General features: G+C 44.7%; 13 protein-coding genes and 1 tRNA gene. 10 read left to right on the top strand and 4 right to left on the bottom strand.

Annotated elements, in window-relative coordinates:
* The first annotated feature begins 3 nt into the window (after positions 1-3).
* The 5 genes from MYF79_RS25405 (at position 4) to MYF79_RS25385 (ending at position 1,982) form a co-directional block, all read left to right on the top strand.
* The gene (locus MYF79_RS25405; protein WP_247810693.1) at positions 4-162 is read left to right on the top strand and encodes a hypothetical protein; all 159 of its coding nucleotides are present in this window, start codon (positions 4-6) and stop codon (positions 160-162) included.
* Between the two features lie 239 nt (positions 163-401).
* Positions 402-719, top strand: coding sequence for a hypothetical protein (locus MYF79_RS25400; protein ID WP_247810692.1), 318 nt, complete (start codon positions 402-404; stop codon positions 717-719).
* Complete coding sequence (locus tag MYF79_RS25395; protein ID WP_247810691.1) at positions 691-1,482, top strand: hypothetical protein; 792 nt, start codon at positions 691-693, stop codon at positions 1,480-1,482. Before MYF79_RS25400 ends, MYF79_RS25395 begins: the two co-directional genes overlap by 29 nt.
* A gap of 111 nt (positions 1,483-1,593) precedes the next feature.
* Positions 1,594-1,668: transfer RNA gene (locus MYF79_RS25390), tRNA-His, on the top strand.
* Between the two features lie 98 nt (positions 1,669-1,766).
* The gene (locus tag MYF79_RS25385) at positions 1,767-1,982 is read left to right on the top strand and encodes a hypothetical protein (protein ID WP_247810690.1); all 216 of its coding nucleotides are present in this window, start codon (positions 1,767-1,769) and stop codon (positions 1,980-1,982) included.
* A 194-nt stretch (positions 1,983-2,176) separates the two neighbouring features.
* On the opposite strand, the gene MYF79_RS25380 is transcribed toward MYF79_RS25385, so the two are convergent.
* Entirely contained in the window at positions 2,177-2,863 is a 687-nt protein-coding gene (locus MYF79_RS25380; protein WP_247810689.1) for a hypothetical protein, read from the bottom strand.
* A 273-nt stretch (positions 2,864-3,136) separates the two neighbouring features.
* Here MYF79_RS25380 and MYF79_RS25375 point away from each other — a divergent pair, with 273 nt between their 5' ends.
* The gene (locus MYF79_RS25375) at positions 3,137-3,697 is read left to right on the top strand and encodes a hypothetical protein (RefSeq protein ID WP_247810687.1); all 561 of its coding nucleotides are present in this window, start codon (positions 3,137-3,139) and stop codon (positions 3,695-3,697) included.
* A 46-nt stretch (positions 3,698-3,743) separates the two neighbouring features.
* On the opposite strand, the gene MYF79_RS25370 is transcribed toward MYF79_RS25375, so the two are convergent.
* Positions 3,744-4,598: an NAD(P)-dependent oxidoreductase gene (locus MYF79_RS25370; protein ID WP_247810685.1), complete on the bottom strand. Its 855-nt coding sequence runs from the start codon at positions 4,596-4,598 to the stop codon at positions 3,744-3,746.
* A gap of 80 nt (positions 4,599-4,678) precedes the next feature.
* Between MYF79_RS25370 and MYF79_RS25365 the strand changes: the two genes are divergently transcribed.
* Positions 4,679-4,981 carry a DUF1330 domain-containing protein gene (locus tag MYF79_RS25365; protein WP_247810683.1) on the top strand — a complete coding sequence of 101 codons (303 nt, stop codon included), beginning with the start codon at positions 4,679-4,681 and terminating at the stop codon, positions 4,979-4,981.
* A gap of 41 nt (positions 4,982-5,022) precedes the next feature.
* Here the strand turns inward: MYF79_RS25365 and MYF79_RS25360 are convergent, their stop codons facing one another.
* Positions 5,023-7,404: an ABC transporter permease gene (locus tag MYF79_RS25360; RefSeq protein WP_247810681.1), complete on the bottom strand. Its 2,382-nt coding sequence runs from the start codon at positions 7,402-7,404 to the stop codon at positions 5,023-5,025.
* Positions 7,405-7,632: 228 nt separating this feature from the next.
* Here MYF79_RS25360 and MYF79_RS25355 point away from each other — a divergent pair, with 228 nt between their 5' ends.
* Positions 7,633-8,160 carry a class I SAM-dependent methyltransferase gene (locus tag MYF79_RS25355; RefSeq protein ID WP_247810680.1) on the top strand — a complete coding sequence of 176 codons (528 nt, stop codon included), beginning with the start codon at positions 7,633-7,635 and terminating at the stop codon, positions 8,158-8,160.
* Positions 8,161-8,580: 420 nt separating this feature from the next.
* Positions 8,581-9,711, top strand: coding sequence for a glycosyltransferase (locus MYF79_RS25350; RefSeq protein WP_247810678.1), 1,131 nt, complete (start codon positions 8,581-8,583; stop codon positions 9,709-9,711).
* Positions 9,712-9,753: 42 nt separating this feature from the next.
* Here MYF79_RS25350 and MYF79_RS25345 read toward each other — a convergent pair whose 3' ends face one another.
* Positions 9,754-10,290, bottom strand: coding sequence for a hypothetical protein (locus tag MYF79_RS25345; RefSeq protein ID WP_247810676.1), 537 nt, complete (start codon positions 10,288-10,290; stop codon positions 9,754-9,756).
* Between the two features lie 135 nt (positions 10,291-10,425).
* On the opposite strand from MYF79_RS25345, the gene MYF79_RS25340 reads away from it, so the two are divergent.
* Positions 10,426-12,378 carry a heparinase II/III family protein gene (locus MYF79_RS25340; protein WP_247810674.1) on the top strand — a complete coding sequence of 651 codons (1,953 nt, stop codon included), beginning with the start codon at positions 10,426-10,428 and terminating at the stop codon, positions 12,376-12,378.
* Positions 12,379-13,146: the final 768 nt, after the last annotated feature.

The following is a 13,146-nucleotide window of genomic DNA, read 5'->3' as shown; positions in this document are numbered from 1 at the left end:
TGTATGGAGAAGAAAGTCATAAAATTCATAAGTGAAATATCTAAGAAGGAGATTACCTTGACTGTTGATGAAAGGTTGAATAAGATTGATGAAAGAAAGGTTGCTCCTGAAAAACTAGCAAAAGCTAATGAAGCATTAAAAGGAGTAAAACTACCAAGATGAGGAAACTCATAAAAGTTATCATAGCCATCTGATTTATTTCAGGTGGCTTTTTCTGTTTTAATGGGTTAGTCATACAAGGGTTGCTGTAATAGCAGCCCTTTTTGCATTTAATAAAATCAGCTTACCAGCCCTACCCAGGGTAAGGAGGGTAAATGTCTACATATAAACACTGTTTTATTTCCAGCTTTCTTTTCAGTCCCCAAAATGTAAAGCTGCTTATTAACAATCAAAAGAGTACTATGATCAACAAACAGGAGATTATAAAAAGGAACCTGGACAAGATTTCAACATTTATAGACAATGATGATCTTGAAAAATCAAGCAAACAATTGCTGGATATGCTATATGCAGCCATGAGCAGTAGATATATGGATGAGGTATCACTACAAGCCAGAGAAGACATGATGCATTTTTATACAGTTCTACTGGGACTTGTAGAAGGCATTCATTGGTTAGGGGATGTTATGATTGAGTTGTTCAAAGAACATATCTCCCAGGATATAACAGACATTAAAATACAATGTCCTTATGAAGACTACCTCAATACAGCCCTATAAAGAGTATGATCTCAGCTATTCAAAGGTACAACTGGAAATCCTGTATGGACAGATGGTTATTATTAAACTAAATACCCATTACTCACATACAAATGATGATAGCAGCCAGTATATGTACCACCCAAGAATGGGGCAGGTTGGGATAGTAGCTATGGTTATTGATAAGAACTATGTGCAGGTGAAGTTTGAGGATGAGGCAAGTTATGTATTTCCAATAATTCAGGTATTCTTTCTGAGGCCAGAAAGAGACATCTTTACTGAGGCATTGAGTTGTAAAAGTTATGTGCTTAGAAAGTATGGAGAAGAAGAGTATAATATTATCTATTCAATATTAGGGTACTCAAGTGAAGGAAAAATCAAACAGGCACTACTTGCATCTTATAACACCATTTTTGTATATCACTTTATCACCTATTTAGGTTGCCCTAGAAATTTTCCTGAATATATCAGTGACCAGGAGGATGAGGAGCAAAGTGAAAGATTTAAAGACAGAGTAAAACAATTAATGCTGCCAGACATGGAGGAAAGACAAATACTAAAGGATTTATTTGATGTTTTCAATAATGCACCCATTCTATTCAGAAAATTGGTCTGTTTAGACTGTGGCTACTCTGAAGCTGCATTTTTCAGAAAAATGAGGGCAACAGACAGATTTATGGTACAGGCACTCAGCAATGCTGAAAAGGAGAGCATTTTAAAAAATGGGGAGCTTGTACTAAGAGGAATTGTTGACTGTGTCAATAAATACAGGAAAGGAGAGTAGCACTCTCAGCCATAAGTAAAAATCATTTTGGGTCACATTTTGGGTTACATTTCTTAATTTTGAGGATTCTTTGAAATAATTTACTTTTTAAATAATTAAGAATCAGCTTCTTGTGTCTAGCTCAGTTGGTTAGAGCATCAGATTGTGGTTCTGAGGGTCGAGGGTTCGAAACCCTTCGATCACCCAAAAGGGAAAAAGGTAACTGGAAACGGTTACCTTTTTTGTTTTCTATGCCTTGATGAAATAAGTTATCCTTCAGTAAAAACCGAAAAAATAAGCAATAAATGTCCTGGAATTACAGAGTAATGAAGAGAATGAACGAATCTGGTGAGTATGATTACGGTATTCATGAAGTATTCTATAATGAAAAGGGCGAAATAAGTTTCTGGACGCTGGAATCATTAACGCCTGTTTGTCCTTCTGAAGAAGGCTTGATGCATGAACTGCATTTGATGCTGGAGGCCTTTAAAAAGGAAACTGTTCTTTACGAAGACAAATAAACGCTGCTGAGTCAAAAAGGCGATTCGAAAGAATCGCCTTTTTGGTGCCCTGAGAAATTCTACAACTGGTATTTTATTAAGAGATCCCTCAGAAATAAACTCCGCCAAATGTGCCCCTGTAACTTCAACTTGAGTCTCATATTGGGGTTCAACCGCAGGCCTCCGGCCTTATTAACCCGCCAGCCAGGATGATTTTATTCGGGAATAAAATTAACTGAAAAGCTTTTCTCGTCATGCTGAATTACCCCTACAAACGTTTGACCATCCCGCTCATATGTTTTGTTCTCATCAAAGTCGATCATACTCCACTTTCTGGAACTTGTCATCATCTGATTTATGTAATTTTCAAAATGAGTGTAAATTTCCGCTTCCGTCTTAGGCTGTGCAATAAAGGTCTCTTTAGGCAGCATTGAACTTAACATTTTATACTGTGCATTCAACATCACGTCAAAGTACCACTCATTAGTCAGCTCTGCAGCATCAAGTGTGAAACCATCCAGGAACCCAATGATAGGGTGATTGAATGTAGATTGATGCGCAAGCTTTATTCTGACACCTGTCGATTTGCTCCAATCCGCCCCTTCTCCTGTATTGCCATTTTTTGACACGCCATAAAAAGCAATTATATATTCTATATAGCCGTTTGGTGTCTCTTCTTCATACATCACAGGTCTTTCAAGAATTTCGTCAGGTACTTTTGCTATTAAAGGATCAAAAAAACGGGCATCATTGAAGATACTCATAGCTGAGATTCCAAGTTGTGGTAGTCCGCCGGCACCATATCTACAAGTTGTTCCATTTTTATAGATTTTCATATTGATGGCGTCCTGTCCGTCTGCGCTAACTTTAAAGATGATTAGCTCTACTTCTTGTCTTGTCATTTGGGTTATTTGTATTGATTGCCTTAAAGCCAGGCGCGCCAAATATAATTAAATATAGTATTCAGCTAAAATATGTTGTCTCGTGATTTTCGTTGTTCATTAACTTTGCCATATCAGGGATATTCGCGGTAACCCTGCCTCCGATATTTTTTTCATTTCTCAACTATTTTCACTAGATTCACTTAATCTATATAACGTACTACTACACATGTGATTGCGCCGGGAAATATTCAGTAACTCCAAATAATCTGTCATCCTTTAAACTCCACCACAATGAAAGCATTCCTTTCTTTTTCATGTCTCATTTTACTCGTTACTGCCTGTAACACCCCTGAAAAAAAAGCTGAAAGCATGAGTGCCGATAGCTCTAAATCGATGATGGAATCATCATCAGAAGAAGTAAAGTATCCGTACACGCTTGACAAGCCTTACAAGAACTGGCAACCCGGTGATAAGAAGAATACCCAGGTTGTATTAAACATGCTGAAAGCATGGGAAACAAAGAATGCAGCTGAATGTGCTTCTTATTTCGGTGACAGCGTGGATCTGTCTGTCGATTACTTCCATAAAGTCATACAGCATGATAGTCTTACCGCTATGCTGGAACATTCATGGGAAGATTACGCCACTGTAAATCTGAAGATGGATGACTGGGAATCGGTGATATCTGAAGATAAGAAAGACGAATGGGTAACCGTATGGTATAAACAAACCTGGACGGATAAAAAAGGGAAAACGGATTCTATGGCTGTTGTCAATGATGCTAAAATTGTAAATGGAAAGATCGTGGTGTTTGACGAAAAGGTCCGGCACTTTCCCGCCCCTAAAAAATAGTTGTACGGTCAAACGGGATTGCATGCAATCCCGTTTGACTGTAATATCATCTGGTAGCAGCATCTTTCCCGATCACTGTCCAGTCGTCACCGCCATGTCCCTTCGCTATCCATTTATCCATTTCTGCCGCTATAGCCGGAATGACGGCCAGGGTAGTCCCTCCTTGTGCAGCTTCCTCTATGAATAGCTGTGTATCTTTTCTTGCCATATTTAATTCCCAGGATGGCTGATCATATTTTCCTCCCGCTACCCGCTGTAAGCGCGCTGCCAGCATGGCGCCGGGATTCCAGGAATCAAATAATGTGTTGAGGTCTTCCAATGGTATATGCATTGCTTTCGCCAGCGAGAGTGTATCCGCAATGCCTGCTGTGAAAGTAACGAGGAAGAGATTCCCTATCAGTTTCATACCTGCAGCTTTACCTTCTTCTGCGCCGAAATTAAGCACCTTGCCGGTCATTTTTGACAGCATAGGCTCCAGTTGACCGATAACAGCCTGATCGCCGGAAACGAGCATATAACCCGTGCTTTCAAGTGCATTTATAGGTCCCATAAAAACAGGGGCATGTAAATAGGTGAACCCCTGTTCTTTCCACTCACGGGTCCTTTGTATGGCGCCTGCGGTAGATGTGGTAGTATGATCGATAATGATGGCGCCTGGTTTTAAGCCTTTGCGGGCGGATGCCAGTACTTCATTCACAGCGGCATCATCTTTTAAGGTAAGATGTATAATATCTGCTCCCTTTACTGCATCTGCAACATCCGCAAATGCTTTTGCACCATCAGCTTCCAATGCAGATGCCTTCGATGCGGTGCGGTTCCATACCTGTACCTGTGTTCCCTTTTTGAGGAGTGCTTTCACAAAGTTGGCTCCCAATAGTCCTGTACCTAAGAATGCTACCATGGTTTTCGTTATTTGTATAAAAATACTACTAGTCCCTTATTTCGAAAAGACTAAATTGTTGCCGTTTTAACGCTATTCTTATGATATATATCACCCAGCTGATCTACATCCATGAAGGACAGGAGCATACCTTTCACCAGTTTGAAGATGTTGCCATACCACTTATAGAGAAATATAAAGGGAAATTATTATTACGCCTCCGTCCGTCTGCAGGACAATTGATTGCCGGGGAACTGGAAATGCCCTACGAAGTACACCTGGTGAGTTTTCCTGCTAAGGAAGATTTTGATGCATTTAAGCTGGATAAGGAAAGAGAGCAGTTCCTGCATCTGAAAGATGCGGCGGTAAGAAAGATGTTGCTGGTACAGGGTAACGCGTTATAACGATATATGCTGGCGACCTATAGAGGCCGCCAGCATGTTTATTATTCCGTTCTTAGTGCCTTTACAGGATTCATAAGCGCTGCTTTTACAGCCAGCAGGCTAACCGTGAGTAATGCCGTTACTACTGCCAATATTCCCGCCATCGCTATCATCCACCACTGAATGCTGATCCGGTATGCATATCCCTCCAGCCATTCCTGCATCGCCCACCATATTACCGGCGTAGCGATCAGTATTGCTACCAGTACAAGCTTGATGAAATCCGAAGAAAGTAAGCGTACAATGTTGGTCACCGACGCGCCCAGTACTTTTCGTACGCCGATTTCCTTCACACGTTGTTCAGTAGCATAGGTGGCCAGCCCGAAGAGGCCGAGGCATGCAATGAAGATGGTCAGGCCAGCGAAGGCTGCGAATAATTCTCCAAAGCGCGCGTCTTGTTGATACTGCTTATTGAATGACTGGTCCAGGAAGCTATACAGGAAGGGGCGGTGTGGTGCAAGCGTAGCCCATGTCTGTTCCAGTTCTTTTAAGGTCTGCGATAAATGATCTGTTTTTATACGGAGCGATAATTTGCTCAGTGAGGACTGCGGCGCCATCCTCATGGCCAGTGGTTCCACCTTTTTATGCAGTGACTGATAGTTGAAATCCTTGACAACGCCAATCACGGCGCCTTTACGTCCCCACTGTTCAAAGCGTTTACCCACTATATCTGCAGGGTTTGCATAGCCAAACTGTCTGGCAGCCGCTTCGTTGATGATGAGGGCCTCCTGGGCGTCTGTAGGGAATTCGCGGGAATAGGCCCTGCCGGCGGCCATTTTCATTTCGTAGGCGGGAATGAAGTCAAAGTCTATTTCATACATACCAGGCGTTTCGTTTTTCATTTCCCCACTCTGCGATTCTATGAATGTCGTGCCGTTCGGGTAGAAATCGCCGGGCACGGCCCTGGATGCAGTAATAGATTGTACCGCGGGATTTTTTGCCAACACGGCTTTAATAGTCTCAAAAGACTCGTTCACCTTCTGATCACCACCATAGTCGATCACCAGCATCTGGTCCTGGCGGAAGCCAAGGGAATGTGAGCGAAGATGTTTGAGCTGTGAATAGACGATCATGGTCCCGGCGATGAGCGCTATGGATAAACTGAATTGTACAATTACCAGTGCCTTCCGCAATGCAATGCCCTTATTCGAAGAACGGAACTGACCTTTAAGCACCTCTACAGGCCTGAACCTTGCCAGTACCCAGGCAGGATAACTGCCTGCCAGTAAGCCCAGTACAAAAGGCAACAGTACCAGCGCCGGGGTAAACTTCCAGGAGAGTAGCAGGGAATAGGTGAGCGGTTTGCCGGATATTTCCCGGATAGCGGGTAAGGCTAATATGGTGAATATAATGGCCAGCAATACAGCTGAAAATGAAATAAGGATAGACTCTGTCAGGAATTGATATATCAACCCCTGCTGATACGCACCCACCGCCTTCCTTACACCTACTTCCCTGGCTCTTTCCATAGACCGGGCGGTAGACAGGTTCACGAAATTGATACAGGCGATCAGCAGTACGAATATGGCGATGATTGAAAATATATATACGTTCGAGAGACTGCCGGTAGGTCCCGGTTGCCGTTGCGCCTTGGAGTGCAGGTATGCTGCGGATAAGGGCTCAAACGCGATGGTATAAATACTGCGGTCACTTTTGGGGTAATGACGTGCTGCAAACGCCGGGATCTTTGCTTCCAGTGTTTTAATATCCGTATGTTCCGGCATGAGGAAGTAGGTATAAAAATCGATATACCCCCATTCATCGAAGATCTCCGGCCGCCACTTTCTGAATGTGCTCATGGAAACAAGGCCATTAAAACTCAGATGAGAATTAGCCGGAACATCTTCCATTACACCTGTAACAGTGAATGTTTCCTGGTTGTCCACGCGTAGTGTTTGTCCAAGCGGATTTTCGTTACCGAAGTATTTCTCTGCGATACTCTTCGTTAATACCACGCTGTTAGGCGCCACGAGCGCGACTTTAGGATTGCCGGCCAGCATCTTCCAGCTAAAGATATCAAACACGGTTGAATCGGTGAACACAAACCCTTCTTGCTGAAAACGCCTTTCGCCATGTTCCAGCAGGAAGGTATTAGGACTGGTAAATCTTACTATCTTCTTTATCTCCGGAAAATCTGCCGCCAGTGAAGGCGCTACGGGAGCATTTCCCCATACCTGGTAATCTTCCGGGGCAGGAGCGGAGTTCCTGTCAACGTCTTTGGGGTTACGATAGGCATGCAGTACCCGGTAAATTTTATCGAAATGGCTGTTGTAGCGGTCGTACGACAGTTCATCCTGTACGTATAGGGTGATCAGTATACAGCAGGTAATGCCTATTGCGAGACCGGTTATGTTAATCGCGGAATAGGCTTTTTTCCTTAACATATTGCGCCAGGCAATTTTGAGATAATTTTTCAGCATAAAGCGAGCATTATAGCGGTGATCTTAGTTGTCGGGCGCATAAAGTACAAAAAGATTGCCATTCAGGGACATCCGCTACTGTGGCCGATTTTCAATTGACCGCCAGGGACAGAATGTTCACCTGCGCACGTTATACTGGCCGGAAACGGACAACCGGAGCCGCAGTTAAAAAATTGCCTACCTTGCAAGGCTATGAGAACGGAGGATGCGATTCAATTTATCAAACATCAGGAACTGTCCCATCCCGGTCCTTCCAACTGGGCAGATCTGGGTTGTGGCTCGGGGACTTTTACCACTGCACTCGCACATTATTTAGCAGCTGGAAGCCTGATCTATGCGGTAGATCAAAAACTAGCTGCCGGCCTGCAGATACCTGCACCGGCAGGGATACAGGTGAAGACCATGGAACTTGATTTCGTGAAGAACGAATGGCCCTTTGCGGCCCTGGATGGCATTGTGATGGCGAATGCTTTGCATTATGTCAGGGACCAGGCTGCCTTCCTGGAGAAACTGAAAAGACACCTGAAACCTGAGGGCAGACTACTGATCGTCGAATACAATACAGACCGGCCGGTGCCTACCTGGGTGCCTTATCCGCTGAGTTATCCCTCCCTCGGAAAACTGTTTAAAAAACATGGTTTCGGGCATGTTGAGATGATAGGAAAGCGGCCATCGGTATATGGTAACGCTAACCTTTATACAGCGATTATCCGGAGATGATGATAACTGTAGATGCCGCTCCATGAACCGCTGTTTTCAAGTGTTACATTGAAATGATCTGTAATGATGAACTGGTAAACCCTTGATAAGCTTACTGATTTCAGTAGATCATGATATATGCATCTCGTCTAATATGTTGCAGCAGGCGGTCGCTGTGGATAAAAAAGATATATATTTTTTTAAATAAATAGTGATTCATTTCAATCCATAAGAAGGTACTTCTCTTCTCATTGCCTTCACCATTTTGACATCCTTACTTGTTTAAGACCCCGGAAACAGACCTACGAATGTTAACCAACGTTCTATTATCCAATATGTTACAGTAAATTCAACCCATTATCTTCAGAAAGCAGGATGAGCATTACCCGAAATAACAGTTGGAGAGTTTCCCATTTTATTAACCAGTAAGAACATTATACCGTGAAACTTATTTTTCTGTGTGGTTCACTGGAGCCTGGTAGGGATGGTGTGGGCGATTATTCGAGACGACTGGCATGTGAGTTGATCCGGAAATCGCACGAGGTAGCAATCATCGCCCTGAATGACAGGGTCAGCGCTTCCCTATATGATGGTCTTCAAAGTAGCAATGGTATCGAAGTACCTGTTCTCCGTTTACCTGCATCAATGGATGAAAAGGAGCGTTTTTCCCACGCGGGCGACTATATCAGGAAATTTGGCCCCGAATGGGTGAGCCTTCAGTATGTACCTTTCTCTTTCGAGAAAAGAGGATTGCCTTTTTCGTTCGGTAAGCATCTGAAAAGTTTGGGTAGCAATATCAAATGGCATTTCATGTTCCATGAGCTCTGGGTGGGGCTTCACGGATACAGCAGTTTTAAACTGAAGATGCTGGGGCTGATGCAAAAAGTGATCATCAAGCAAATGCTGGCAGCCATCAATCCTGAATCTGTAACTACTTCTATCGGTATTTATAAAAAGAACCTCGGTTGGAAAGAGGTGAATCTTATTCCCCTGTTCAGTAATATTCCGGTAGCAGGCATGCCACAGGAAGAAACAAAGAGCCCCGACAGCCTTACAGCCATTCATTTCGGCTGTTTTACGGGGGCGCTGGACGACTATAAACGGCAAGTTGATTTTCTGAGCGCCATAGGAGAGAAGACAGGTAAAACCGTATGCCTGGAGATCATCGGCAATGGCGGACATTACAAAGAAAAAGCCTTGGACATTTCCCGTCATGCTTTTGGTGAAGAAAATGTAATAGACCGCGGTTTCCTTCCGGAAGAATCTATTTCCAATCATTTGCTCAGGGCAGATATTGGCATCTCACGTGCCGACTATACCTTGTTCGGAAAAAGCGGGTCTGCAATGGCCATGCTGGAACATGGGCTGCCCTTGTTGCTGAGAGGAAAGCGACCAACAGAAGATATTATAGGTAATAACTTTCCGTTCAAGGAACAACTGGTATATCCTGATGATCCTTCGAAAGAATTTGCAAAGAAAGACCCCGTTTATTTCATAGGGGAAGTCTCTGAAATTTTTATGGAAAGCCTTGCTGAAAAAGAACATGGCCGGCTTGTACTAATAACCAGATAAATAAAAAAAGGCGTTCATTCGGTTGAACGCCTTTTTCATTCATCACTGAATGGACTTGAAGAATGAAACATTCCCAGCCATATCAACCTTAACAATCATTACTTCACTGTTCTTTCTTAGTTCTACGAAATAGTTATCGGCGTCATCAAATGCCATATCAAACAATGTCATATCCGTTTCATTGGCTTCGTTGTCATCGTACAGGAATACTCTTTCTACATTGAAGTCGCCGTATTTTTTCTGAATGGTACGCTGTGCGTTTTCAGGGAGATCAGCTAATGCCTTTGTTTCCGTTGTGCCTACGAGGTTACTGCGAACATCATAGTAAGCCCTCATGTCTTTTTGACCCAGGGTAAAAGCCACTTCGTCGAAATAGTTTGTCTTCTCGAAGCGTATATTGGTTGCTTCGGGGAAATCCTGATAGAACTGGTTCCTCGTAAAAATGCTCACCTCATCTTTGTTTTCCCTGCGTATTTCCTTTCTCTCCGCTTTTGTTTTTTTACCTTCGTCCTGAGTATGTGCAAATGCGATGTTAACTGACATCAGCAATACGCCCGCTGCAAAAAAGATCTTTTTCATGACTCATTTGTTTAGTGTTTTTGAGAATGTGATACAAAGGTATCAGCGTGGAAGGCTCCACTTTTTTTCGAATCGGTCAACAGGCGATTCCTGTCGGTAAGGAAGGATGACCTGTTGATAAGTGAATCATTAGTAATGACAAATTTCATTTCATCCCTGTTACTGCTGATGTCATTGCATATGATATCTGTTCAGACAACAGCACAGACGCCCCGCAACCTGTTAAGCAAATTCTCCCGTCAGGAGATTGCTGATGCCCTGTTACCCAAGGCCCAGTGGCATCCTTTCCCCACAAGCGCTGCAGAATGGCAGAAGGTGTTGCCTGATTCCGTCCGTCAGAGTATTATCAGGCAGGCAGAAGTATACCAGAAGATCCCCTTTGTGGCCATTCCCGCCACCATGATGATGGAATACCAGCAGAATGGCGATCGCTCACATTACGAGGAAATTTCTTTCAGAAAGCGGGACCAGCTATTTACAATGGCGGTAGCTGAATCTATAGAACAGAAAGGACGTTTTCTTAATGCCATCATAAATGGCATCTGGTCTTTATGCGAGGAAAGCTACTGGGGCACACCAGGACATCTTTACCTGCAGAAAGCAGGCATTAACCTGGCCGATGTCGAAGACCCTGCTGTGGACCTTTTTGTAAGTGAAACCGCTGCTGTACTTGCGCTGACCGATTACCTGCTGGGTAAGCAACTGGACGCTTATTCCGTATTGTTGCGTAAACGTATTTACTATGAGGTGAACAGGAGAATGCTGGTGTCGCTGGAGAAGGACAGCGACAGATATTTTTATCTGAAGAAGGGTACGAAGGAATATCCCATTAACAACTGGAATCCATGGGTGATCAGCAACTGGATGGTAAGCCTGCTTTTACTTGAAAAAGATCCTGAGCGGCGGATCAATGAATTGCAGCATGCCATGCACCTGCTGGATCACTATATTAATTTCATCGGAGATGATGGCGCTATAGATGAAGGCCCTGTTTACTGGTCGGGCGCCACCGGCAGGGTGTTCGATGCCTTAACCATCCTCGAAAGCGCCACGGGCGGTAAACTGAACATCTACAATGCGCCGATTATAACGAACATGGCAGCTTACATCTACAAAATGTATATCGCCGGCAGTTATTATATCAACGTTGCAGATGCCTCGCCCGTGATCAGTACCGACGGCCTCCTGTTGTACCGTATGGGAAAAGCCCTGCGGGATACTGTGCTGACAAGCTTCGGCGCCTGGGCTTTTCATCAATACCCCGTACGTACGCCTATTTCCGGCGATTTTGCCAAACCCAGGATGCTTTTCAATATGCAGTCCTGGATAGATTGCAGTATGAGCAAAGGGCAGGCGCCTGCTATTCCGGATGTCTGGCTGGAAAGCATCCAGCTGATGGCGGCCAGGACAGATAAAGGATTATTTGTAGCTGCTCATGGCGGGCATAATGGCGAGAGCCATAATCATAACGACGTAGGCGACTTTATCGTTTATGCGGCAGGGCAGCCGGTCATTATCGATGTAGGGCTGGGCACCTACACGGCAAAAACCTTCTCTAAAGAGCGGTACCAGCTCTGGTATAATAGCTCCGCTTATCATAACCTCCCTACCATCAACGGCGTGCAGCAAAGCGCCGGCAGGAAATTCGGCGCCAGGGAAGTGCAATACCTGAAAGACGGTAATAATGTTACCCTGCATATGGATATTGCCGGCGCCTATGCCCCCGAGGCTGGTGTCAGCCAGTGGAAACGGGACGTGAAAATGGACCGGCAGCAGAACAGGGTAAGTATTACGGATGATTTTGTGCTGAATGCACCTGCTGCAACGCTGACACAGACCTTCATGACGGTTTGCCCCGTAGAGTTACAACGAGGCGCTATCCGGTTCAATATACCCGGAGAACGGCCTGTGTTGCTGGAATATGATGCGGATACCTGGAATGTGAAAAAGGCACAAATAGATTGCGACGCGCCCGATGAAAAACGACTGGCAGATAACTGGTCTCACCGGCAGATCACGCGCTTGTTGTTGCAGCGTAAGGAGGGGGTGAGTAACGGGCGGCATACGTTTGTGATACGGCCGTTGTAATCGGGTTTCCGGGGTTGTATTATGTTTTGTTGATTGCCTGGTTCCCGGGGTTGTCACCCCGGGCTACAAACATGGCAACCTCTAACGGGGTTGTATTATGTTTTGTTGGTTGCCTGGTTTCCCGGGGTTGTCACCCCGGGCTACAAACACGGCAACCCCTAACGGGGTTGTATTACGTTTTGTTGCATACCGGGTTTCCCGGGGTTGTCACCCCGGGCTACAAACACGGCAACCCCTGACGGGGTTGTATTATGTTTTGTTGGTTGCCGGGTTCCCGGGGTTGTCACCCCGGGCTACAAACACGGCAACCCCTAACGGGGTTGTATTACGTTTTGTTGCATACCGGGTTTCCCGGGGTTGTCACCCCGGGCTACAAACACGGCAACCCCTAACGGGGTTGTATTATGTTTTGTTGGTTGCCTGGTTCCCGGGGTTGTCACCCCGGTATAAACACAAATCATCGCCGTGATCAAATCCCATACAATCCGCAATCAACAAAACATAATAGGACTCCGTCAGGAGTCCTAGTGTTTGTAGCCCCGGGTGATAACCCGGGGAACGTGTGTGTACGTTCGGGTGATAACCCGGGGAACGTGTATGTACGTTCGGGTGATAACCCGGGAAATGTGTATGTACGTTCGAATGATAACCCCGGGGAACCGGTATGCACGTTCGGGTTGATAATCCGGGGAATGAAAAATATTTAGTCGCCCGAATAAAAAAGGACGGCCTGTTAAGGCCGTCCTTTTCCTGTATAAAGGCAATCAT

The sequence above is a fragment of the Chitinophaga filiformis genome (genome assembly GCF_023100805.1).
Taxonomy (GTDB): Bacteria; Bacteroidota; Bacteroidia; order Chitinophagales; family Chitinophagaceae; genus Chitinophaga; species Chitinophaga filiformis_B.
This window is presented reverse-complemented; position numbering and strand designations above follow the sequence as displayed.